This is a genomic window from Leisingera sp. ABM4_060 (assembly GCF_056158765.1).
The window spans coordinates 3,366,305-3,387,430 of sequence record NZ_JBSWTX010000001.1 but is presented as its reverse complement, the minus strand read 5'-3'; the positions used below and the strand labels follow the sequence as shown (position 1 = coordinate 3,387,430).

25 protein-coding genes are annotated in these 21,126 nt (G+C 62.5%); 19 read left to right on the top strand and 6 right to left on the bottom strand.

Annotated elements, in window-relative coordinates:
- Positions 1–91 precede the first annotated feature (91 nt).
- The 8 genes from ACXAEH_RS16255 (at position 92) to ACXAEH_RS16220 (ending at position 4,906) form a co-directional block, all read left to right on the top strand.
- Positions 92–658 carry a GNAT family N-acetyltransferase gene (locus ACXAEH_RS16255; protein WP_475034225.1) on the top strand — a complete coding sequence of 189 codons (567 nt, stop codon included), beginning with the start codon at positions 92–94 and terminating at the stop codon, positions 656–658.
- A gap of 61 nt (positions 659–719) precedes the next feature.
- Complete coding sequence (locus tag ACXAEH_RS16250; protein ID WP_475034223.1) at positions 720–1,322, top strand: GNAT family N-acetyltransferase; 603 nt, start codon at positions 720–722, stop codon at positions 1,320–1,322.
- Positions 1,323–1,436: 114 nt separating this feature from the next.
- Positions 1,437–1,745: a chorismate mutase gene (locus ACXAEH_RS16245; RefSeq protein WP_475034221.1), complete on the top strand. Its 309-nt coding sequence runs from the start codon at positions 1,437–1,439 to the stop codon at positions 1,743–1,745.
- Positions 1,746–1,806: 61 nt separating this feature from the next.
- Complete coding sequence (rpsP, locus tag ACXAEH_RS16240; RefSeq protein WP_475034219.1) at positions 1,807–2,175, top strand: 30S ribosomal protein S16; 369 nt, start codon at positions 1,807–1,809, stop codon at positions 2,173–2,175.
- Positions 2,176–2,179: 4 nt separating this feature from the next.
- Positions 2,180–2,818 carry a 5,6-dimethylbenzimidazole synthase gene (bluB, locus tag ACXAEH_RS16235; protein WP_475034217.1) on the top strand — a complete coding sequence of 213 codons (639 nt, stop codon included), beginning with the start codon at positions 2,180–2,182 and terminating at the stop codon, positions 2,816–2,818.
- A 151-nt stretch (positions 2,819–2,969) separates the two neighbouring features.
- Positions 2,970–3,473 carry a ribosome maturation factor RimM gene (gene rimM, locus ACXAEH_RS16230; RefSeq protein ID WP_475034215.1) on the top strand — a complete coding sequence of 168 codons (504 nt, stop codon included), beginning with the start codon at positions 2,970–2,972 and terminating at the stop codon, positions 3,471–3,473.
- 174 nt (positions 3,474–3,647) lie between these two features.
- Complete coding sequence (trmD, locus tag ACXAEH_RS16225) at positions 3,648–4,451, top strand: tRNA (guanosine(37)-N1)-methyltransferase TrmD (RefSeq protein WP_475034213.1); 804 nt, start codon at positions 3,648–3,650, stop codon at positions 4,449–4,451.
- A 119-nt stretch (positions 4,452–4,570) separates the two neighbouring features.
- A complete protein-coding gene (locus tag ACXAEH_RS16220; RefSeq protein WP_475034211.1) occupies positions 4,571–4,906 on the top strand; it encodes a YegP family protein in 336 nt (111 codons plus the stop codon).
- 96 nt (positions 4,907–5,002) lie between these two features.
- Here the strand turns inward: ACXAEH_RS16220 and ACXAEH_RS16215 are convergent, their stop codons facing one another.
- Genes ACXAEH_RS16215 through ACXAEH_RS16205 form a run of 3 tightly spaced genes read right to left on the bottom strand, consistent with a single transcriptional unit; the run spans position 5,003 to position 6,621 of the window.
- Positions 5,003–5,662: a hypothetical protein gene (locus ACXAEH_RS16215; protein ID WP_475034209.1), complete on the bottom strand. Its 660-nt coding sequence runs from the start codon at positions 5,660–5,662 to the stop codon at positions 5,003–5,005.
- Between the two features lie 54 nt (positions 5,663–5,716).
- A complete protein-coding gene (locus ACXAEH_RS16210; protein ID WP_475034208.1) occupies positions 5,717–6,241 on the bottom strand; it encodes a hypothetical protein in 525 nt (174 codons plus the stop codon).
- The gene (locus tag ACXAEH_RS16205) at positions 6,235–6,621 is read right to left on the bottom strand and encodes a hypothetical protein (protein ID WP_475034206.1); all 387 of its coding nucleotides are present in this window, start codon (positions 6,619–6,621) and stop codon (positions 6,235–6,237) included. Before ACXAEH_RS16205 ends, ACXAEH_RS16210 begins: the two co-directional genes overlap by 7 nt.
- 349 nt (positions 6,622–6,970) lie before the next feature.
- On the opposite strand from ACXAEH_RS16205, the gene rplS reads away from it, so the two are divergent.
- From rplS to ACXAEH_RS16185, 4 genes are all read left to right on the top strand, one after another.
- Complete coding sequence (gene rplS, locus ACXAEH_RS16200) at positions 6,971–7,345, top strand: 50S ribosomal protein L19 (RefSeq protein ID WP_039132117.1); 375 nt, start codon at positions 6,971–6,973, stop codon at positions 7,343–7,345.
- A gap of 11 nt (positions 7,346–7,356) precedes the next feature.
- Complete coding sequence (rpmE, locus tag ACXAEH_RS16195) at positions 7,357–7,578, top strand: 50S ribosomal protein L31 (RefSeq protein ID WP_039132115.1); 222 nt, start codon at positions 7,357–7,359, stop codon at positions 7,576–7,578.
- A 114-nt stretch (positions 7,579–7,692) separates the two neighbouring features.
- Positions 7,693–9,786, top strand: coding sequence for a DEAD/DEAH box helicase (locus tag ACXAEH_RS16190; protein ID WP_475034204.1), 2,094 nt, complete (start codon positions 7,693–7,695; stop codon positions 9,784–9,786).
- Positions 9,787–9,897: 111 nt separating this feature from the next.
- The gene (locus ACXAEH_RS16185) at positions 9,898–10,707 is read left to right on the top strand and encodes a division plane positioning ATPase MipZ (RefSeq protein WP_475034202.1); all 810 of its coding nucleotides are present in this window, start codon (positions 9,898–9,900) and stop codon (positions 10,705–10,707) included.
- A gap of 17 nt (positions 10,708–10,724) precedes the next feature.
- Here the strand turns inward: ACXAEH_RS16185 and ACXAEH_RS16180 are convergent, their stop codons facing one another.
- Complete coding sequence (locus ACXAEH_RS16180) at positions 10,725–11,957, bottom strand: adenylate/guanylate cyclase domain-containing protein (protein ID WP_475034201.1); 1,233 nt, start codon at positions 11,955–11,957, stop codon at positions 10,725–10,727.
- A gap of 51 nt (positions 11,958–12,008) precedes the next feature.
- A complete protein-coding gene (locus tag ACXAEH_RS16175; RefSeq protein ID WP_475034199.1) occupies positions 12,009–12,449 on the bottom strand; it encodes a MarR family winged helix-turn-helix transcriptional regulator in 441 nt (146 codons plus the stop codon).
- 72 nt (positions 12,450–12,521) lie between these two features.
- Here ACXAEH_RS16175 and hmgA point away from each other — a divergent pair, with 72 nt between their 5' ends.
- The 7 genes from hmgA (at position 12,522) to maiA (ending at position 19,545) form a co-directional block, all read left to right on the top strand.
- Entirely contained in the window at positions 12,522–13,877 is a 1,356-nt protein-coding gene (hmgA, locus tag ACXAEH_RS16170) for a homogentisate 1,2-dioxygenase (protein WP_475034197.1), read from the top strand.
- A gap of 103 nt (positions 13,878–13,980) precedes the next feature.
- Complete coding sequence (gene fahA, locus ACXAEH_RS16165) at positions 13,981–15,237, top strand: fumarylacetoacetase (RefSeq protein ID WP_475034196.1); 1,257 nt, start codon at positions 13,981–13,983, stop codon at positions 15,235–15,237.
- Positions 15,238–15,321: 84 nt separating this feature from the next.
- Complete coding sequence (locus tag ACXAEH_RS16160) at positions 15,322–16,272, top strand: MBL fold metallo-hydrolase (RefSeq protein WP_019296669.1); 951 nt, start codon at positions 15,322–15,324, stop codon at positions 16,270–16,272.
- A 200-nt stretch (positions 16,273–16,472) separates the two neighbouring features.
- Entirely contained in the window at positions 16,473–18,083 is a 1,611-nt protein-coding gene (locus ACXAEH_RS16155; RefSeq protein WP_475034194.1) for an FAD-dependent oxidoreductase, read from the top strand.
- 5 nt (positions 18,084–18,088) lie between these two features.
- Positions 18,089–18,304 (top strand): DUF2783 domain-containing protein, encoded by a 216-nt coding sequence (locus ACXAEH_RS16150; RefSeq protein WP_475034193.1) that lies wholly within the window; start codon positions 18,089–18,091, stop codon positions 18,302–18,304.
- Complete coding sequence (locus ACXAEH_RS16145; protein ID WP_475034191.1) at positions 18,301–18,843, top strand: VOC family protein; 543 nt, start codon at positions 18,301–18,303, stop codon at positions 18,841–18,843. The genes ACXAEH_RS16150 and ACXAEH_RS16145 overlap by 4 nt, the downstream gene beginning before the upstream one ends.
- Before the next feature lie 57 nt (positions 18,844–18,900).
- Positions 18,901–19,545: a maleylacetoacetate isomerase gene (gene maiA / locus ACXAEH_RS16140; RefSeq protein ID WP_475034189.1), complete on the top strand. Its 645-nt coding sequence runs from the start codon at positions 18,901–18,903 to the stop codon at positions 19,543–19,545.
- Here the strand turns inward: maiA and pdxR are convergent.
- The gene (gene pdxR, locus ACXAEH_RS16135; RefSeq protein ID WP_475034188.1) at positions 19,528–20,949 is read right to left on the bottom strand and encodes a MocR-like pyridoxine biosynthesis transcription factor PdxR; all 1,422 of its coding nucleotides are present in this window, start codon (positions 20,947–20,949) and stop codon (positions 19,528–19,530) included. The two genes, maiA and pdxR, sit on opposite strands and share 18 nt — an antisense overlap.
- Positions 20,950–21,126: the final 177 nt, after the last annotated feature.

Below are 21,126 nucleotides of genomic sequence, written 5' to 3'. Positions count from 1 at the left end.
AACTGAAAATTACGCAGTCACCCCGATACTCCATCATTGGATGGGTGAATTTCATGCCGGGCGGTCCTCCACCCGGACAGAGGGGTGTAAAATGACTGACGAGCGAAAGCCGTACCCGCGGCTTGTATCCAAACGGCTTATGCTGATTTCTCCGGCCGACCCGGAGTTCGACGCCAATGCGGCCTTCCTGAACCCGGGCGCCGCGCGCTTTATCGACGCGGCAGAGGATCCCGATTCTCTGTGGTGGTCGATTGCCACCATCATCGGCCATTGGCACCTGCACGGCTACGGGCTGTTTGCCGTCGTTGAACGCAGCACCGGCACCACCGTCGGCCTTGTCGGCCCCTGGTTCCCCAAGGGCTGGCCGGAGCCGGAGCTGTCCTGGCACCTGATGGAAAGCGGCCAGGGCAAGGGTTATGCCAGCGAAGCCGCACAAGCCGTGCTGAACTGGCTGTTTTCTGAGGCTGGCTGGGACTCGATTGTCTCTTACGTGCCGGAAGAAAACGACGCCTCCATCGCGCTGGCCCGCCGTGTCGGTGCACGGCCCGAGAAACCTGTTTCCTTCCGCCTGCAGCCCGCGCCCAACATCCGCGCCTGGCGCCACATGCCGCCGCCGCGCGTCTCCGGCTCCCCGGCGGCTCGGGGCCTGCTGCACTGATGCGCCGGATCGGGATCACATCCCGGCGATGCCGCGCCCTTCCTTCGGAAGGAGCGCGCTGATGCCGTTTGACATCCCGGTGATCGAGACCGAACGCCTGGTGCTGCGCGGCCCCGAGGCGCAGGACTACCCCGATTTCAAGGCCACCTTCAGCTCCTACCGCTCGCGCTTCATGGGCGGGCCGCTGAACACCTATGAGGCCTGGATGCTTTATGCCGCCGAGATCGGCCACTGGCAGGTGCGCGGCTTTGGCATGTGGATGATCCACGACAGGGGCACGGATGAAACCTATGGCATGGCCGGCGGCTGGCAGCCCGCAGGCTGGCCGGAGCAGGAGATCGCCTGGATCATCTGGCCCGGTGCCGCCGGCAAGGGCTATGCGCTGGAGGCTGCGCACGCCGCACGCGGACATTTTTATTCAAATCTGGGCTGGGAGACCGCGGTCAGCTATATCGACCCCAAGAATCTCGACTCGATCCGGCTTGCGGAACGGCTCGGCGCCCGCAAGGACCGCGATGCCGCCACCATCGACGGCAACGACGCGGTCTACCGCCACCCCGCCCCGGATGCCCTGAAGGACAGCCAGATTGCCCATGGCATCGAAATGGAAATCGGACATTACGCCGACCCGCTCTTCAAACCGGAGGGCTGGGCCATTGACTGATATGCGCGCGATCTCCCGGATGCTGCGCTGCGGCGGTGCACAAAGGGTGCACAGCCGGTGCATGCCCGGCACCGCCATGACGCCCCCCCGCCCTGCTGCACTGCGGAGACCCCGATGACGACAGATACCAAAGACCCCGCCGCCCGCGCAGCCGCGCTGCTGAAGGGCCACCGCGAAAGCATCGACCGGCTGGATGCGATCCTCGTCTATACTCTGGGCGAGCGGTTCAAGCACACCCAGGCGGTGGGCCGGCTCAAGGCCGAACACGACCTTCCCCCGTCCGATCCAACCCGCGAAGCGGCGCAGATCGCACGGCTCGAAGAGCTGGCGCAACAGGCCGATCTGGACCCTGAATTCGCCAAGGCTTTCTTGACCTTCATCATCGGTGAAGTCATCCGCCACCATAAGAAACACCAAGAATAACAACCGACAACAGGAACAACCGGGGCATACCCCGGACAACGCCATCAAAGGAGATGTACCCATGGCAATGAAAATCCGTCTGGCCCGCGGCGGCTCGAAAAAGCGCCCCTTCTACCGCATCGTGGCTGCCGACAGCCGCATGCCGCGCGACGGCCGCTTCATCGAGAAGCTGGGCACCTACAACCCGCTGCTGCCGAAAGATTCGGAAGAGCGCGTGAAAATGGACATGGAGCGCGTGCAGTACTGGCTGAGCCAGGGCGCCCAGCCGACCGACCGTATCGCCCGCATGCTGGAAGCAGCCGGCGTCCGCGAAAAGGCCGCGCGCAACAACCCGAACAAAGGCACCCCGGGCAAGAAAGCCCAGGAACGCGCCGAAGAGAAAGCTGCAAAGGCCGCTGAAGCCGCCGAAGCAGCTGCAGACGCGGAATAAATCCGTGGAGCTGCGGGGTGCTTTTCCCGAAGGTTTCCGCAGCCAGCTTGATCTGCTGATGCGGCTCCGGCGCGATGTGCGCCGGTTCCGCACCGATCCGGTTGACGAGGCAGTGCTGACGCGCTGCCTCGCTGCCATTCCGCTGGCCCCCTCGGTGGGGCTGAGCGAACCCTGGCGCATCCTGCGGGTGGAGAGCAAACCCGCCCGCGCCGCCGCCTTGAAGAATTTCCAAGCCGCCAATGCCGAAGCCCTGAAGGGCTATTCCGGAGACCGCGCCGAACGCTATGCCGGGCTGAAGCTGTCGGGCATGCGCGACGCGCCGGTGCAGCTGGCCATCTACTGCGACGATGAAACCGCCCAGGGCCACGGCCTGGGTGCCGCCACCATGCCCGAGATGCGCCGCTATTCGGTGGTCACAGCCATCACCCTGTTCTGGCTCGCCCTGCGGGCCGAGGGGCTGGGTTTGGGCTGGGTCTCCGTCCTTGATCCGGAACAGCTGAACCGCGACCTGAATGCGCCTTCCGGCTGGCAGCTGATCGGGTATTTCTGTATCGGCTACCCGGAACGTCAGTCGGAGACGCCGGAACTGGAAGAACAGGGCTGGGAAAGCCGGATGGCGGATCTGCCGCTGGAAACCCGCTGAGGCAGCATGGGACGGTTGATCCGGCTTGTGTTTTTTGTTGCAGTTGCCTTTACCGCGGGCATCTTCTTTGAACGCAACCATCAAAGCGAACTCTGCGAACAATCCGGCGGCCAATGGCTGCGCGCGGGGTTCTGTGCAAAGGAATGACACCATGAGCGATCTGATCTGCGTGGGCGCAGTGGCCGGCGCCTTCGGCGTGCGCGGCGAGGTGCGGCTCAAGAGCTTCTGCGCCAACCCCGAAGACATCGAGGACTATTCGCCGCTCAGCAACGAAGATGGCAGCCAAAGCTATTCCCTGACCATCACGCGGCCGGTCAAGAACGGCTTTGCAGCCATTTTGGGCGGGGTTGAGACCAAGGAAGAGGCAGACGCCATCAAGGGCCTGCGCCTGTTTGCGCGGCGCGGCCAGCTGCCCAAGCTGCCGGATGATGAGTTTTACCACACCGACCTGATCGGGCTGGAGGTCTATGACACCGGCGGCACCCTGCTGGGCACGGTGAAATCGGTGCAGAACCACGGCGCCGCCGACCTGCTGGAAATCCATGGCCCCGGGTTGAAGGACGCGGTCCTGCTGCCCTTTACCCTGGCGGCAGTGCCCACGGTCGACCTGGAACAAGGCCGCATTATCGCCGACCCGCCGGATGGGCTGTTCTGAACGGGGCCTCCGGAAAAGGGGGCTTTGCCCCCTCGCGCCCGAGGCGCTCACCCCCAGAGTATTTGCAACCAAAAAGAAGCCGGCTTCTTCTGGCTGGAAATATCCCGGAGCGCGAGGCAGAGCCTCGCATTTATCCGGCTTCCCTCTGCCACGCCCTTTGCTTATGACGATGGTATGACCGATACGCCCTCCCGTTCCCATGGCCGTAAGGCCATCCGCCCGGCTTTGAAACCGCGCGAGCTGATGACGCCCACGCCGGATCTGGCAGGGGTCTGGAAAGCCAAGATCATCACCCTGTTTCCCGGTGCCTTTCCCGGCGTGCTGGGCGAAAGCCTGACCGGCAAGGCGCTGCAGGAGGGCCTGTGGCAGCTGGAGACCGTGGACCTGCGGGAGTTCGGCGCCGGCAAGCACCGCAATGTGGATGACACGCCGGCTGGCGGCGGCGCCGGCATGGTGCTGCGCCCGGATGTTCTGGGTGAAGCGATCGAACACACGATGGCGGAGACCCGCGGCAACTGGCCGCTGATCTACCTGTCTCCGCGCGGGCGGCGGATGGACCAGCAGATGATGCAAGGATTGGCGCAGTGCGACGGCGTCACCCTGCTGTGCGGCCGTTTTGAAGGCGTCGATGAGCGGGTTCTGGAGCATTACGGCATTCAGGAAGTCTCCTTGGGCGATTTTGTCATGACCGGCGGCGAGCTGGCGGCGCAGGCGCTGATCGACGCGACCGTGCGGCTGATCCCCGGAGTTCTGGGCAACCAGGCCTCAACCGAGGAGGAAAGCTTCTCCTCCGGGCTGCTGGAACACCCGCAGTACACCCGCCCCGCCGAGTGGAAAGGCCGGGAGATCCCGGAGGTTCTGATGTCCGGCCACCACGGCAAGATCGCCGAATGGCGCCACGGAATGAGTGAAGAGATCACCAGGGCGCGCCGTCCCGATCTGTGGGAGATCTACAGCCGCGCCAAGGACCGCACGTAGCCTTCTGCCGCCGCCAAGTGACGCGCCCGCCCGGCTTTTCCCCCAAGGGAAGCCGTTGCCGCAATGGCAAAGCCGTGTTTTACTCCTCCTGCATAAGTTAATTGACAGGAGTGAACAGGGTGGCTGGGAAATTTGAACTCTACGAAGACAAGGCCGGGGAATTCCGCTTCCGCCTGAAGGCAGGCAACGGCGAGAACATCCTGGCCAGCGAAGGCTACAAGCAGAAGGCCAGCGCCGAGAACGGCATCGAGTCGGTCCGGAAAAACGCCGGTGACGATGGGCGTTACGAGCGCAAGGAAACCTCGGCCGGCAAGCACATGTTCAACCTTAAGGCCACCAACGGCCAGGTGATCGGCACCTCGCAAAGCTATACCAGCGCTTCGGGCCGCGACAACGGCATCGAGTCGGTCAAGAAAAACGCGCCGGACGCGGCCCTGGACGATCAGACCGGCTGATTGATCGGCCGCCCGGCTGAAAGGCGGTTTCATCCGCGGCTCCTATTGGCCGCGGATGAAAGGATTGAAGCGCATCACGGCGGCGGCCCCTGCAATTTACTTCTGCCGCCATTTCGAACACCGGAAATGGATCACCCACCCCTTTTCGATCGGCGTGCCGGATGCCGTCCGGGCTGATTTGCCAAAAGCCTGGGCGAATTCAGGCTGAGCCATGTTCCGGGTCACACTGCCGCCGTAGCAATGGGTTTTCATCAGCACTTCACGCGCAAGCCCGATTGCCGCCTCACGGTTCCTTGGTGCAAGGAACCGGCCGAAAAACCGGTACTCATTCCCTGTTTTCAATGTCCTGTAGGAGCTTCGGGGCAAACGGACATCCAGGTTAGGGTTTATCGGCGGGTCAATGCGGACCGATACCGGCACCGCAGCGCCCTTGCCCCCTTGCGAATACCGTTTGTGGACATGCAACTCGTAAAGAGGCTCGATCGACGAATAGCCTTTTGAATGTTTCACAATCAGGCTGAGGCCCGAACCTGCATAGGTGCTGTTGCGGACCGGAAGGTCATGGGGCACGTCCTTCCGGCTGAACTCTGCCATATCCAGAGGTGTGCCATGCGTTTCGGCACTGATCCCAAGCACCTTGTGCCGCTGCTCCTGAAATACGCTTGCAGGTTCGAGACTGAAATCTCCGCCAGAGTGGCTGCAGGCCATCAATGCAAACAAACACCCTAGTGCTGTAAGATGCTTTGTTATCTTCATCCTTTACAGCCGCTCACATTGCGGTTCATTTTCTCAGTTCTCCTCTGTTTCAGTTTACTTACAGCCGAACCTGTCGCGGTCGAAATTGAATTCAACCGGCGCTTCACATCGTTCAAGCCTGCGGGGGACACTTCCAGACCGCAAGTTGAATGGATCGCCTCTCAGGCTCGCAACAGTGCTCTTTTGAGACAGGCTGAGAGACTGACAGGAAAAGGCGCCGCCGGTTTTTTTGGTCACCGGGTTATAGCTGTTAGACGGGTGCCGCCAGCAAACCGCCCTTTGTCCTGCTACGGTGTCCAGTTTCCATTCTTCGGGAAGGGCGGCAGAGTTGCCGGGATACCAGAGCCAGGCCTTGCCGCCGGAACCGATGTAGTTCACCTGAAAGCCATGGGCGTGGTTGAATGACAGGTAGGTCCGCCCCGCTGCAGGATAGCTGGGAAACCGGTTTTCCCGCGATGTGACCTCGGCAATGGCTGCAGCAGCGCTCGTGCTGCTGGACGGCGCCGGGGCGCTGCATGCCGCCAGGCCAGCAGACAGCCCCAGGCAAACCAGGGTTTTAAACAAACCGGGCATCAGCATTTGAGGTCAACAACCCAGGGCGGAACATCTCCTCCCTTGTGTTTCGCAATGCCAAGATTCAAATGCTCGGCGAAACCGTTTAGGCCAGCCAGGGCCCCGGCCCGAAAAGTGCCGGCGCAACCGGTTTCTGCACGGGCAATTGCTTCCAGATCCTTCGCTGTAAATTTGAACCCCTTGGTCTTTGGCAAGATCTGCATTGACGACGTTTTCCTGTCATAAACGTACTCAAACACATTGCCTTGATAGGTAACATCCTGCCGCTGAGCCCAAACGTCGTCCGGCTGATCGTTTACAGCCGTCTGTTCGGGTTTGGGCTTAGGTGCAGGAGCGCCGCATCCTGCCACCACAGCAGCCAGGCCAAGCGCAATAAACTTCTTCATGTTATTCTCCTGAAAATTGCAGTGAACTCACTGCCACACCCAAAGTGAACACGCAACTGCGGGCATGCACCGGTTTTCGCGGGTTTCGATGCGCCCGGCCCTTGATTCACTGAGCTTTGCACCGTATGTAGCGCCGGTCTGGATTCGCATTTGCGGCTCCGGGCCGCTGGCTGTTGGATCAACCACCTGAAAACCTTCTTCGGCTTTCTCAAGGGATCCGGCTTCCGGCAGCAAGGAACAGACGGCGTGATCTCTGGCGGGCGCAGGTGCGGACCCGGTGAAGACCAGGAGCTCTCATGACGGCACAAACCTCTGCGGAAAGAACCGCAGGCAGATTAGGAGAGTTGCGATGGACCTGATCGCACAGCTGGAGGCGGAACAGATCGCCGCCCTGGGGAAAGAGATCCCCGACTTCAAAGCCGGTGACACCATCCGTGTCGGCTACAAGGTGACCGAAGGTTCGCGTTCGCGCGTTCAGAACTACGAAGGCGTTTGCATCAGCCGTAAAAACGGTTCGGGCATTGCCGGTTCGTTCACCGTCCGCAAGATTTCGTTCGGCGAAGGCGTGGAGCGTGTGTTCCCGCTGCATTCGACCAACATCGACAGCATCACCGTTGTGCGCCGCGGCCGCGTGCGCCGCGCCAAGCTGTACTACCTGCGCTCGCGCCGCGGCAAGTCCGCGCGTATCGCAGAAGACGCACACTACAAGCCCAAGAAAGCCTGAGGAGCGGTATCATGAAAAAAGACACTCATCCCGATTACCACTTCATCGACGTCAAAATGACCGACGGCACCATCATCAAGATGCGCTCCACCTGGGGCAGCGAAGGTGATCAGCTGGCTCTGGACATCGACCCGACCGTGCACCCGGCCTGGACCGGCGGCACCTCGCGCCTGCTGGACGCCGGCGGCCGCGTGTCGAAGTTCAAAAAGAAATACGAAGGCCTGGGCTTCTAAGCCAGTCCGCGCATTTCGGCAAACTCCCGAAGGCTGCCCCGGACGGGCAGCCTTCTTTCTTTTTCTTCTGACGCTGGGGCCGGATCATTGCCCCGCGGGAAAGACAGCCCTCTCGTGAAACAAGCCCTGGCCAACGCACTGCAAGAACGCGGATATGAAACCCTGACCCAAGTGCAGGAGGCCGTGACCCAGCCCGAGGTGGAAGGGCGCGACCTGCTGGTGTCCGCACAGACCGGCTCCGGCAAGACCGTCGGCTTTGGCCTGGCTTTGGCCCAGGATCTGCTGGGCGAAGACGAGGCGTTCGGCGAGGCCGCGGCGCCGCTGGCGCTGGTGATTGCCCCGACCCGCGAACTGGCGCTGCAGGTAAAACACGAACTGGGCTGGCTTTACCGCGGCGCGGGCGCACGGATTGCCTCCTGCGTTGGCGGCATGGACATGCGCGACGAGCGCCGGGCGCTGGAACGCGGCGCTCACATCGTTGCAGCAACGCCGGGCCGTCTGCGCGACCATATCGCGCGCGGCTCCATCGACCTCAGCCAGGTGCGCGGCGTGGTGCTGGACGAGGCCGACGAGATGCTGGACCTCGGCTTCCGCGAGGATCTGGAATTCATTCTGGGCGAAGCGCCCGAAGACCGCCGCACCCTCTTGTTCTCCGCCACCGTGCCGCCGGCAATCGCCAGCCTGGCCGAAACCTTCCAGCGCGACGCGATGCGGATCAAGACCGCGGGCGAGACCAAGCAGCACGCCGATATCGAATACCGGCTGATGAGCGTGGCGCAAGCGGACGCGGAAAACGCCATTATCAACGTGCTGCGCTACTATGAGGCGCCCAGCTCCATCGTTTTTGCCAACACCCGCGCGGCGGTAAACCGGCTGGCCGCCCGGCTGACCAACCGCGGCCTGCCGGTGGTGACCCTTTCGGGCGAGCTGTCCCAGACCGAACGCAGCCACGCGCTGCAGGCGATGCGCGACGGGCGCGCACGGGTCTGTGTGGCCACCGATGTGGCGGCACGCGGCATCGACCTGCCGGGGCTGGAACTGGTGGTTCACGCCGAGCTGCCCTCGAACCACGAAACCCTGCTGCACCGCTCCGGCCGTACAGGCCGCGCAGGCCGCAAGGGCGTCAGCGCGCTGATTGCCCCGCCCAAGGCACGCAGCAAAGCCTTGCGCCTGCTGAAATGGGCCAAGCTGACCGCTGAGCATTGCGAAGCACCCTCGGCCGACGACGTGCTGGCGCGCGATGAAGAGCGCATGCTGGCTGATCCGGTCTGGCAGCAGCCGGTGGAAGAGAACGAGGCCGCAGGTGTGCAGACCCTGCTGGACACCTTCACACCCGAACAGATTGCCGCCACCTACTTGCGCCTGTTCCGCACCCGTCACTCGGCGCCGGAAGATCTGCGCCCGGCCGACGCGCCGGAACCGCGCAAAGAGCGCAAGGAACGCAAAGCCTTTGGCCCCTCTGTCTGGTTCTCGCTGTCCGGCGGCCGCGAGGCCGGTGCCGACCCGCGCAAGGTGCTGCCGATGCTGTGCAAGGCCGGCAATATCGACCGCGATGCCATCGGTGCGATCCGGGTGCAGGACAATGAGACCTTTGCCGAAATCAGCGAAGGCGCAGTCGAGGGCTTCCTGAAGGCGCTGGACGGCAAAACCGAGCTGGAGCCGGGTGCCGTGCTGACGCAGCTGGCTGAGGCACCAAAACTGGCTCCCGCGCCGCGCCGCGGACCCGGCGGGCCGAAGGGCGGCTTCAAAGGTGACCGCAAACCGCACCGCGGCAAGGACGATGGCGCCAAGCCCTACCGCGCCAAAACCGGACCTCGCGAAGACAGCCGCCCGCCCCGCAAGGAATGGAGCGACACGCCTGAGCGCCAGGAGCGGAGCGATAAGCCTGCCCGCAAGGACTGGGGCGACAAGCCCGCGCGCAAGGACTGGGACAGCAAACCGGCCCGCAAGGAAGACCGCCCCAGCAAGCCCAAGCCGGCCGTGACCGCCAAGCCCAAGGGTGCCTCGGACCCCTCCAAGCGGATGGTGAAGCCCGGCGCGCCTGCGGGCAAGCCGTTCAAGGCCAAGGGCCCCAAGCCGCCTGTCGGCAAGCCCAACAGCAAAAAGAACAAGGCCCGCGCGGCTGCATCCGCCATGGCTCCGAAGCCGGGGAGAGGCGGCGATGCGCGCCCGAAACGCAAGGGCACGGGTCCTTCAAAACACAGGTGAAACACTAAATTCACCAGCCTGCGCACACTGCTTTTCTTGGCCGGAACCAGAGCCTATACAGGGGCTCAAAGCTAAAGACGTGCGAAAAAGCACGAACAAAGGGACCGGTACATGGCGCATATCATTGTCGTCGGCAACGAGAAGGGCGGCGCAGGCAAATCCACTGTCTCCATGCATGTCGCAACCACCCTGGCCCGGCTGGGCCACAAGGTGGCGGCGCTGGACCTCGACCTGCGGCAGCGCTCGTTGGGGCGCTATCTGGAAAACCGCAAGGACTTCTGCGCCAAGGCAGGGCTGGACTTGCCGATGGTGGAAATGCACGAGCTGCCCGAGATTGATCCGGCCAGCCTGCAGCCCGGCGAGAACATCTATGACCACCGGCTGTCCGCAGCTGTTTCGGCGCTGGAGCCCGGTCACGACTTCATCCTGATCGACTGCCCCGGCTCACACACCCGGCTGAGCCAGGTGGCGCATTCGCTGGCCGACACATTGATCACCCCGCTGAACGACAGTTTTGTCGACTTTGACCTGCTGGCGCATGTGGGCCAGAAGGGCGAGAGCATTACCGGCCCGTCGGTTTACTCCGAAATGGTCTGGAACGCCCGCCAGCTGCGGGCGCAGGCCGGGCTGAAGCCGATCGACTGGATCGTCATCCGCAACCGGGTCGGCACTCAGCGCATGGTCAACAAGGAAAAGATGGAACGCGCCATCAACATGCTGTCCAAACGGATCGGCTTCCGCGTGGCGCCGGGCTTTTCGGAGCGGGTCATTTTCCGCGAGCTGTTCCCGCGCGGACTGACACTGCTGGACCTTAAGGACATCGGCGTCAAGCAGCTGAATATCTCTAACGTCGCCGCGCGGCAGGAGCTGCGTGACATGATGAAGGAAGTGAACCTGCCGGGGGTCGAGATCAGCATCTGATCCCGCCCCAGGGCCGTTCAGCCATCGCAGCCGCAGCTGCCGCGGTAGATGGTGTAGAGCTCGATCGGCTCAGCCACACCGCGCAGCATATAGCGGCCGAGCGATACCAGATCATGCTCGGTGCCCTTGGCCGCCTTCATCACATCCTCGGACATGATGATGTTCTGCCCCACCGAACGGTGCATCCCGGCAATCCGCGCGGTCTGGTTCACGGTCTGGCCGATCACGGTGAAATCCAGCCGGTTCTTGGCCCCGATGTTGCCATAGAGAATGTCACCGGCATGCAAAGCCAAAGTGAACCCGGCGGTTGGCAGCCCTTCAGCCTCACGCTCTGCATTGAAGGCGCGGATTTTTCCGCAAAGCTCATTCGCTGCGGCAAGCGCTGCATGGGCATCTTCCTCGATGCTGCCAAGATTGAACATGGTCAGCATGCCATCGCCCATGAACTTGAGGATATTGCCGCCATGGGCCTGGATGGTGGCAACCGCCAGGCCGAAGTAACCGTTCAGCATGTCGATAAGCTCTTCACCTGGCAGCCGTTCGGCCAGCTGTGTAAAGCCTTTCAGGTCGAACAGGCAGATCACGGCATCGATTTTTTGCGAGGAACCGCGCCGGATTTCGCCGGACAGAACCCGGCGGCCCGCGTCGCGGCCCAGGTAGATCTGCAAGAGATCGCTTGCAATTTGCCGGTTCGATGAGGATTTCAGCGCCAGCCCCAGATGCGGCAGCGTGGTGCGGATCAGGTCCAGCTCGCGGCTGGAAAAACCGCCCTTGCGGTCGGTGGTCCAGGACACCAGGATGCCTTCGCCCGGGCGCCGCGGGTCTGGCTGTTTTTCTTCTGGCGGATGAAACCGGAGACCGGCCGCAAAATAATCGGTTGCGCCGGCCTCATAGAGTTCATCAATAACCGGGAAGTCAAACGGCGGGCCAGCCTCCATCTGCACACGCAGGTCCGGCAGTTCCTGTTGCAGCAGCCGGTAGAACGGGCTGTTCAGCCAATCCTCGCCAGGATTTTCCTGATATTCGTAGTGATGGCTGGTGATGCTTTCACCGCGGATCCAGCGGATGCCGATACCGCCGAACTCCGGGTGATAGGCCCGCTGCGCCAGGTGAAAGCGCATCAGCGGCACCCCGGCTTCGGTCAGGCGCTGGCAGTATCCGTCCAGCAGCTGCTGCTGGCTGGTGCCCTGCAGGCCCTGCTCCATCAGCCAAGCAATCAGCGGTCCGGAATTGACATCAATCTGTATCATGCATTCACCTTTTGTCCCGCTGCACTATCTGGGTATTGCCCGCCTGGATGTCTATGGGTCGATCTCTGCTAAATTGCGCAGCATATAGCGCAAAATTGCAACCTCGCCGGAGGTGAAACGGGCGCACATCTTTGCGTCAAACTCCAATGCATGCTCCCGCAGGTCCAGATAGGCGGCCTCCCCTGCCGGGGTCAGCGCCAAATGCTCGGCGCGGCGGTCGTTTTCGTCGCGGGTGCGGGTCACGAAACGCTTCTCGGACAATTTCGCTACCGCCCGGCTGATCTTGGTCTTGTGGATCTTGGCGCGGCTGCCGATCTCCTTGGCCGTCATCTGCCCGTAGTTGCCCAGGTGGAACAGCACCCGCCACTCGGTCCGCAGCATGCCATAGCGGTTCTTGTAATGCTTCTGAAAGCCCAGCGAGCTTTCCTCTGCGGCCCGGTTCAGCAGATACGGCAGGAAATCCTGCAGAGCAAAATCATCTTTTTTGTCCATTTGGCGTCCCCTCTCTCTTGTTAGTTACAAAAACAACTAATATTCCGCAAGCAGAGACAGGAGGAACGCGCGATGAATCGGCCAGCCGATCCCCATGAAATGATGCAGGCTCCCTCAATTGCGGGGCCGAACACGGGCTATATGCCCGGCTTTGCCAACGACTTTGAAACCGAGGCGCTGTCCGGGGCGCTGCCGCAGGGCATGAACAGCCCGCAGAAGTGCAATTATGGTCTTTACGGCGAACAGCTGAGCGGCACTGCTTTTACCGCCGACCCGCCGGAGCGGACCTGGACCTACCGGATCCGCCCCTCGGTCAAGCATTCGCATCGCTACGAGAAAATCGACCTGCCGCATTGGAAGTCGGCGCCTTGCGTCGACCCGGATGTGATCTCGCTGGGCCAGTACCGCTGGGACCCGGTGCCGCATTCGGATGAAGGCCTGACCTGGCTCACCGGCATGCGTACGATGACCACCGCGGGCGACGTGAACACCCAGGTCGGCATGGCCAGCCATATCTACTTGGTCACTGAAACGATGGTAGACAGCTATTTCTTCTCTGCCGATTCCGAACTTCTGGTGGTGCCGCAGGAAGGCCGCCTGCGCTTTGCCACCGAACTCGGCATCATCGACCTGGCGCCGCAGGAGATCGCCATCATCCCGCGCGGGCTGGTCTACCGCGTGGAAGTGCTCGAAGGCCCTTGCCGCGGCTTTGTTTGCGAAAACTACGGCCAGAAATTCGAACTGCCAGGCCGTGGGCCGATCGGCGCCAACTGCATGGCCAACCCGCGCGACTTCAAGGCGCCGGTGGCAGCATTTGAGGACCGCGAGGCGACCTCCACCGTGACCATCAAATGGTGCGGCCAGTTCCATGAGACCAGGATCGGGCATTCGCCGCTGGACGTGGTTGCCTGGCACGGCAACTACGCGCCCTACAAATACGACCTGACCACCTATTGCCCGGTCGGCGCGATCCTGTTCGACCACCCGGACCCGTCGATCTTTACCGTGCTGACCGCGCCGTCCGGCGTGCCGGGCACCGCCAACATCGACTTTGTGCTGTTCCGCGAGCGCTGGATGGTGGCCGAGAACACCTTCCGCCCGCCGTGGTACCACAAGAACATCATGTCGGAGCTGATGGGCAATATCTACGGCCAGTATGACGCCAAGCCGCAAGGGTTCGTGCCGGGTGGCATGTCCTTGCACAACATGATGCTGCCGCACGGTCCGGACAAGAATGCGTTTGAGGGCGCCTCGAACTCCAACCTCGGGCCGGAGAAGCTGGAGAACACCATGTCCTTCATGTTCGAAACCCGCTTCCCGCAGCATCTGACCGCCTTTGCAGCCAAGGACGCACCGCTGCAGGATGATTACATCGACTGCTGGAGCGATATCGAGAAGAAGTTCGATGGCACGCCCGGGTTGAAATGACGGTGAAGGGGCGCTGCCCCCTCTGGGCCTGACCGGCCCATTCACCCCCGGAGTATTTCCGGAAAGATGAAAAGGATCTGCGGATCCGGAAACTGGAGACACAATGCCTCTGCTGAAATCCTGGGTGGCCTCGGCCAATGATGCGAACCACCCGTTCCCGCTGAACAACCTGCCTTATGGCGTGTTTTCCGTTGAGGGCGACGACCCGCGCTGCGGTGTCGCCATCGGCGACATGATCCTGGACATGCAGGCCGCTGAAGAGGCCGGGCTGGTCCAACTGGGCGATGCGCCCCTGTTCGACGTGCCCTATTGGAACGATCTGATGGAAGAAGGGCCTGCCGTCTGGGCTGCATTGCGCGAACGGCTGACAGCACTGCTGTCCGAAGCTGCGGCTGACCAGGAAAAGGCTGAAGCCCTGCTGGTCGCCGCCGCCGGTGCCGAGCTGCATATGCCCTTTGCTGTCAGCGAATACACTGACTTTTACGCAGGCAAAAACCACGCCTTCAACGTCGGCACCATGTTCCGCGGCCCGGAAAACGCGCTGCCGCCGAACTGGCTGCACATCCCGATCGGCTACAATGGCCGCGCGTCCTCGGTCGTGGTCTCCGGCACCGATGTGCGCCGCCCCTGGGGCCAGCTGAAAGGCCCGAATGACGACAAACCGCGGTGGGCACCCTGCGCACGCTTCGATATCGAGCTGGAAATGGGCGCGATTGTCGGCACGCCCTCCGATGGCCCGATCACCGTGCAGGAAGCGGATGACAACATCTTTGGCTATGTGCTGCTGAACGACTGGTCGGCGCGTGACATCCAGGCCTGGGAATACCAGCCGCTTGGCCCGTTCCAGGCCAAGGCCACTGCCAACACGATCTCTCCCTGGATCGTGACCAAGCCGGCGCTGGAGCCGTTCCGCTGCGACACGCCGGAACGCGAGGTCGAGCTGTTGGACCACCTGAAGGACTGCGGTCCGATGCTCTATGACATCGGCCTCGAAGTGACTCTGGCGCCGGAAGGCAAAGAGGCCACAACCATCGCGCGGACCAACTACAAGGAAATGTACTACTCCGCCGCACAGCAGCTGGCGCATCACACCACCTCAGGCTGCCCGATGAACGCGGGCGACCTGTTGGGCTCCGGCACCATCTCCGGTCCGGTGAAGGAAAGCCGCGGGTCGCTGCTGGAACTCAGCTGGGGCGGCAAGGAGCCGCTGACGCTGGACACCGGCGAGGAGCGCTCCTTTATCGCTGATGGCGACACGCTGACCCTGAAGGGCGCGGCCAAAGGAGACGGCTACACCATCGGCTTCGGCGACTGCACCGGCACCGTGCTGCCTGCACTGGACGACCCGTTCAAGAGATAAGCTCCGCTTTTCTTCTGGCTGAAAATATCCCCGCCGGAGGCTCCCGCACTGGCCTCCGGCGCACCGCTCAAAAGGACCGAACACATGGCTAAGGCATTCGCATCCCAAGGGGATCTGACCGAAAAAAAGATCACCTTTGATGAGATCGGCGAGGGGCTTTATGCCTTCACCGCCGAGGGCGATCCGAACTCCGGTGTGATCATCGGCGATGACTCCGTGATGATCGTCGAGGCGCAGGCGACCCCGCGGCTTGCGAACAAGGTGATCGAATGCGTGCGTTCAGTCACCGACAAGCCGATCACCCATGTGGTGCTGACCCATTATCATGCTGTCCGCGTTTTGGGCGCGAGCGCGTTCGGCGCGCAGCAAGTGATCATGTCCAACGCCGCATACAACATGGTGCTGGAGCGCGGGCAGGAAGACTGGGACAGCGAATTCCAGCGGTTCCCGCGGCTGTTCGAAGGCCACGAGAGCATTCCGGGGCTGACCTATCCCACCACAACCTTCACCGATCAGATGACTGTCTTCCTCGGCAACCGCCGGGTCGACATCAAACAGATCGGCCGCGCCCATACCGCGGGCGATGCGGTGATCCATGTGCCGGACCAGAACGTCATGTTCACCGGCGACATCGTCGAATACCACTCCGCCTGCTACTGCGGCGACGGGCATTTTGCCGATTGGGGCCAGACTCTCGATAACATCAAGGCCTATGACGTAGACGCCATCGCGCCGGGCCGCGGCGATGCGCTGGTGGGCAAGGAGATGGTCAACGCCGCCATCGAGAACACCCGCGATTTCGTCGAAAGCACCTACCGCCCTGTTCAGCGCATCGCAGCACGCGGCGGCTCGCTGAAAGAAGCCTGGGATGCTGTGCGCGCGGAATGCGATCCGAAATTTGCGGATTACGCAATCTACGAGCACTGCCTGCCTTTCAACGTCGCCCGCGCCTATGACGAGGCCCGCGGCATCGCGCACCCGCGCATCTGGACCGCCCAGCGCGATCTGGAGATGTGGGAGGCTTTGCAAGGGTAAGGCCCGTCCTGGAAACTGTCCGGGGGGACAGTTTCAGGGCCGAACGGGCGGAGCCCAGGCAAATTTGCAACCGGGGCGGTTTGATCCAGATCGTATCGCCCCGGCGGAACCTGTGAGACGCTAGACCATCCTCCCGGCACCCCTTGCCGGGAAACGGTGAAGCTGTGCCTGACGGCACCCGGAAATTGGGAGGAGACCTGATGAACAAGATCTTTGAAGTCCCGTTGTACCCCTACGCGCGCCATGCGGATCAGGATGCCGCGGCACCTGTGCGCCGCAAAGTGGTGGTGATCGGAGCAGGCCCCATCGGCCTGGCTGCCGCCATCGACCTGGCGCAAGCCGGCACCGAAGTGGTGGTGCTGGATGACAACGACAAGGTGAGCTTCGGCTCCCGCGCCATCTGCTTTGCCAAACGGCCCCTGGAAATCCTCGACCGGCTCGGCTGCGGCCAGCCGATGGTGGACAAGGGCGTGCAGTGGAACGTCGGCAAGGTGTTCTTTGACGACCGTCAGGTCTATGACTTCAACCTGCTGCCGGAGGAGGGCCACAAGCGCCCTGCCTTCATCAATCTGCAGCAGTATTATTTCGAGGAATATCTGGTGAACCGGGTCCGCGAACTGCAGGAACAGGGCGCACCGATTGAAATCCGCGGCCGCAACAAGGTCTCGGCCATTGGCACCCATCCCAGCCATGTAACGCTGGAAGTCGACACGCCCGAAGGTCCCTACAACCTGGAAGCCGACTGGCTGATCGCCTGCGACGGCGCCGGCTCCCCCACCCGGCAGATGCTGGGACTGGATTTTGTCGGCCGGGTGTTCGAGGACAACTTCCTGATCGCCGATGTGATCATGGAGGCGGACTTCCCGACCGAGCGCTGGTTCTGGTTCGACCCGCCCTTCAACAAGGGCCAGTCGGCCCTGCTGCACAAGCAGCCCGATGGCGTCTGGCGCATCGACCTGCAGTTGGGCTGGGACATCGACAAGGAGCGCGAGAAGCGCCCCGAAAACGTGATCCCGCGCTTGCAGGCGATGCTGGGCGAGGACGTGAAGTTCGAGCTGGAGTGGGTCTCTATCTACACCTTCCAGTGCCGCCGAATGGAGCAGTTCCGCCATGGCCGGGTGCTGTTTGCCGGCGACGCCGCGCATCAGGTCTCCCCGTTTGGCGCCCGCGGCGCAAACTCCGGTCTGCAGGACACCGACAACCTGTGCTGGAAGCTGCAGCTGGTGATGGACGGCAAGGCGCCGGAAAGCCTGCTCGACAGCTATGATGTTGAACGCATCCACGGCGCGGATGAGAACATCCTGAACTCCTCGCGCTCCACCGATTTCATCACGCCCAAGTCGGAGATGAGCCGGGTTCTGCGCGACGCGGTTCTGGACCTGTCCGAACAGTATGAATTCGCGCGCCCCTTGGTGAACTCCGGCCGCCTGTCAGTGCCCTGCACCTATGACGGCTCGCCGCTGAACTCAGCCGATGCGCTGAACGGGCCGGAGCGCACCCGCCCCGGCTCCCCCTGCCCCGACGTGCCGCTGGCCGACGGGTTCCTGCTGGATCAGCTGGGGGACAGGTTCACCCTGCTGACCATCGACGCCGATGCCCCCGATGAGATCGAGGAAGACGGCATCAAGGTCACCCGCCTGGCGCTCTCCATCAAGGACGACAAGACACTGGCGCTGAAGGACCGCTACCTGGGCAGCAATGACAGCGGTGTTTACCTGATCCGCCCTGACCAGCATGTGGCCGCCCGCCGCCCCGGCTTTGACGAAAACCAGTTCCGGCACGCAATCCGCCGGGCCATCGGCAAGGAGTGATCAAGATGACCGAAGACCAACTGATCCTGACCGCCAACCTCGAACGCGCCGACGATTTCTATGCCGATCTGCTGGCCGCGCATGAGGACCTCAGCAAAGCCGAAAGCGATGCGCTGAACGCACGCCTGGTGCTGGTGCTGGCCAACCACATTGGAAAACGCGCGATCCTGAAACAAGCGCTGGCGGCTGCCGCGCTGAAACCTGGGGAGGATACCGCTTGAAAATAGAACAAATCCACCACGTCGCCTACCGCTGCAAGGACGCCAAGCAGACGGTGGAGTGGTACAATAAGATGCTGAAGATGGACTTTGTCCTGGCCATTGCCGAGGACAAGGTGCCGTCGACCCATGAGCCCGATCCCTACATGCATATCTTCATGGATGCAGGCAACGGCAACGTGCTGGCCTTCTTTGAGCTGCCGACCAAGCCGGAGATGGACCGCGACCGCAACACGCCGGTCTGGGTGCAGCACATTGCCTTCAAGGTGAAGGACCGCGAGACGCTGATCCAGTTCAAGGAGCATCTGGAGGCCAATGGCGTCGAAGTGCTGGGTGTGACCGATCACTCGATCTTCCACTCGATCTATTTCTTCGATCCGAACGGCCACCGGGTGGAACTGGCCTGCCCGGACCCGGAGGAAGAAGCCATGCTGGCCAAGCTCGATGCGGTCAAATGGGACATGCTGGAGGAATGGTCCAAGACCAAGAAAGCCCCCCAGCACGCCGACTGGCTGCACGCCAAGGAACTGAGAAAGGCCTGAATATGGCCGGCACGAAAGGCAGCCCCGCGGCTGCCTTTTTCAAAAGGGAGGACGCCGATGGGCGACACGGTTCTGTACGACTACTGGCGCTCGTCCGCCAGCTACCGGCTGCGCATCGCGCTGAACCTTGCAGGGATCGAATACACCGCGGTTCCGGTAGATTTGGTCAAAGGCGAACATAAAGACGAGGAGCATCTGGCCCGCAACCCGCAAGGCCTGGTGCCGGTGCTGGAAATTGATGGGCTGCGGCTGACCCAGTCTTTGGCGATCCTCGATTATCTGGATGAGACACGAAACCTCGGCCTGCTGCCCAAGGATCCCGGCCAGCGCGCCAAGGCACAGGCGCTGGCCCACTCTGTGGCGGTGGATGTGCATCCGGTCTGCAACCTTCAAGTGGCCCAACAGGCTACCCAACTGAGCGGCGGGGCCGAGGGAATGCCCAAGGCCTGGATGCAGCACTTTATCCGCCCCGGCTTGCAAGCCTTCGAGACGCTGCTATCAGGGTTCGCGCAGGCGTCCTTCTGCACAGATGATACACCGGGCCTCGCTGACATCTGCCTGATGCCGCAGCTTTACAATGCCCGCCGCTGGGAAGCGGAATTTTCGGATCTGCCGCGGATCTGCGAAGTGGAAGCAGCCTGCGCAGCGCACCCGGCCTTTGCGGCAGCACACCCGGACGAAGCGCTAGCCGCCAGCGGCTGATGTACTCTTCTCAAGGCATTGCTTCAGCACGTCCAGCGCGGGTGACATCTCCGCTTCGGAAAACCCGCAAAAGCCAAGCAGCAGCCCGTTGGGCCCTTCTCCGCTGGCTGAGAACTTGGACAACGGCTGCACCGTTACCCCTTGGTCTGCCGCGCGGCGGGCAACATCCTTGTCGTTCACGGAACGATGCAGGTGCAAAACTGTCTGCATGCCCGCCTGATGATCGCGGAACCAGCCAAACCCGCCAAAATCCTGCACCAGCCGGTCCAGCAGGAACTTGCGCCGCTCGCCATAGGTCCGCCGCACCCGCCGCAGATGCCGGTAGAACTCGCCTGAATGCATGAATTCGGCCAAGGCCTGCTGCGGCATGTAGCTGGCGCGCAAGCCCGAACGGCCAATGGCAGAACGGAACTGCTCCAGGAGGGTCTCGGGCACGACCACATAGCCCAAGCGCAGGGAGTTGGAGAATATCTTGGAAAACGAGCCCACATAGATCACCCGGCGCAGCTGGTCGAATCCCGCCATCGCCGGGATCGGCCGCCCGGCATAGCGGAATTCACTGTCGTAGTCGTCTTCGATCACCCAGCCTCCAGTGGCTTGCGCCCAGGAGATGAACCTTTGCCTGCGGTTTGGCGACATCGCGCCGCCAATCGGGAACTGATGCGATGGCGTAAGGATCACCAGCCGCGGGAAAGGCTCTGCCTCCGGCAGCCTGGCGCCCTGCTCATCAAGCTCCAGAAAGGCGGGCTGCAAGCCGTGAAGCCGGGCAAAATGGCGAAGCGGTGCGTAACCGGGATCCTCCAGCCCGATTGCCCCGCCCCGGCTGCTTAGCACCCCCAGGCAGAGGTCGAGGGCATCGGTGGAGCCGGCAGTTATGAGGATCTGGTGCGGCGAGGCCTCAATACCCCGCCACTCCGCCACATGCGCAGCAATGGCCTTGCGCAGCTCAAAGTTCCCCGCCGCAGTGCCGCCCATCAGCATCAGCTGCGGGTTGGTGCGGCAAACCCGGGCCACCGCCTTGGCCCATTGCCGGTGCGGGAACAGCCGCATGTCCGGCTGCCCGGCCTCAAAGGGCAGCGGCAGCTTCACCTGCGCCTCGTCTTCCGTCTGGGGCCGGTGTCCGGGCTTTGCTGCCAGTTCCGCTTCGCCCACGGCGCAGACCGTAAAGCCGGACCCCCGCTGGCTGTGCAGGTAGCCTTCTGCCACCAGCTGCTCATAGGCCGTGACTGTTGTCGAACGCGACACCCCCAGTTCAGTGGCCAGCACCCGGGTCGGCGGCAGCTTGTCCCCCTCTGTCAAGCTGCCCGAGATAATGCTCTGCCGCAGCGCTTCGCATATTTGCTCGAAAACCGGTTTCTTTGACTTCCGGTCGATCGAAAAGGCCAGCCAGGGAAACGTCTTCATCGCTTTGGTATGCTCATTAAGTTCAATTTTGGACGTTAATAACACTCCAAATCCATGGCAATCCACCCTGGTCATCAATTTGAGGAAGACCGGCGATGCCTGTGCCTATGGCTTTTCTGGATGTTCATTGGGCCGTGACGCGCGGGGCTTACATTGTTCCTTTGGAACCGCCCCGGG

What these genes read in the sequence shown, in the direction of transcription:
- fahA (WP_475034196.1), top strand. Translation starts at nt 13,981, where the DNA reads ATGCCTCTGCTGAAATCCTGGGTGGCCTCGGCCAATGATGCGAACCAC.
- rplS (WP_039132117.1), top strand. Translation starts at nt 6,971, where the DNA reads ATGGACCTGATCGCACAGCTGGAGGCGGAACAGATCGCCGCCCTGGGG.
- ACXAEH_RS16215 (WP_475034209.1), bottom strand. Translation starts at nt 5,662, where the DNA reads ATGAAGATAACAAAGCATCTTACAGCACTAGGGTGTTTGTTTGCATTG.
- ACXAEH_RS16210 (WP_475034208.1), bottom strand. Translation starts at nt 6,241, where the DNA reads ATGCTGATGCCCGGTTTGTTTAAAACCCTGGTTTGCCTGGGGCTGTCT.
- rpsP (WP_475034219.1), top strand. Translation starts at nt 1,807, where the DNA reads ATGGCAATGAAAATCCGTCTGGCCCGCGGCGGCTCGAAAAAGCGCCCC.
- ACXAEH_RS16180 (WP_475034201.1), bottom strand. Translation starts at nt 11,957, where the DNA reads ATGATACAGATTGATGTCAATTCCGGACCGCTGATTGCTTGGCTGATG.
- ACXAEH_RS16185 (WP_475034202.1), top strand. Translation starts at nt 9,898, where the DNA reads ATGGCGCATATCATTGTCGTCGGCAACGAGAAGGGCGGCGCAGGCAAA.
- ACXAEH_RS16245 (WP_475034221.1), top strand. Translation starts at nt 1,437, where the DNA reads ATGACGACAGATACCAAAGACCCCGCCGCCCGCGCAGCCGCGCTGCTG.
- hmgA (WP_475034197.1), top strand. Translation starts at nt 12,522, where the DNA reads ATGAATCGGCCAGCCGATCCCCATGAAATGATGCAGGCTCCCTCAATT.
- ACXAEH_RS16150 (WP_475034193.1), top strand. Translation starts at nt 18,089, where the DNA reads ATGACCGAAGACCAACTGATCCTGACCGCCAACCTCGAACGCGCCGAC.
- maiA (WP_475034189.1), top strand. Translation starts at nt 18,901, where the DNA reads ATGGGCGACACGGTTCTGTACGACTACTGGCGCTCGTCCGCCAGCTAC.
- ACXAEH_RS16255 (WP_475034225.1), top strand. Translation starts at nt 92, where the DNA reads ATGACTGACGAGCGAAAGCCGTACCCGCGGCTTGTATCCAAACGGCTT.
- ACXAEH_RS16155 (WP_475034194.1), top strand. Translation starts at nt 16,473, where the DNA reads ATGAACAAGATCTTTGAAGTCCCGTTGTACCCCTACGCGCGCCATGCG.
- rpmE (WP_039132115.1), top strand. Translation starts at nt 7,357, where the DNA reads ATGAAAAAAGACACTCATCCCGATTACCACTTCATCGACGTCAAAATG.
- ACXAEH_RS16250 (WP_475034223.1), top strand. Translation starts at nt 720, where the DNA reads ATGCCGTTTGACATCCCGGTGATCGAGACCGAACGCCTGGTGCTGCGC.
- ACXAEH_RS16160 (WP_019296669.1), top strand. Translation starts at nt 15,322, where the DNA reads ATGGCTAAGGCATTCGCATCCCAAGGGGATCTGACCGAAAAAAAGATC.
- ACXAEH_RS16205 (WP_475034206.1), bottom strand. Translation starts at nt 6,621, where the DNA reads ATGAAGAAGTTTATTGCGCTTGGCCTGGCTGCTGTGGTGGCAGGATGC.
- rimM (WP_475034215.1), top strand. Translation starts at nt 2,970, where the DNA reads ATGAGCGATCTGATCTGCGTGGGCGCAGTGGCCGGCGCCTTCGGCGTG.
- pdxR (WP_475034188.1), bottom strand. Translation starts at nt 20,949, where the DNA reads ATGAAGACGTTTCCCTGGCTGGCCTTTTCGATCGACCGGAAGTCAAAG.
- trmD (WP_475034213.1), top strand. Translation starts at nt 3,648, where the DNA reads ATGACCGATACGCCCTCCCGTTCCCATGGCCGTAAGGCCATCCGCCCG.
- ACXAEH_RS16175 (WP_475034199.1), bottom strand. Translation starts at nt 12,449, where the DNA reads ATGGACAAAAAAGATGATTTTGCTCTGCAGGATTTCCTGCCGTATCTG.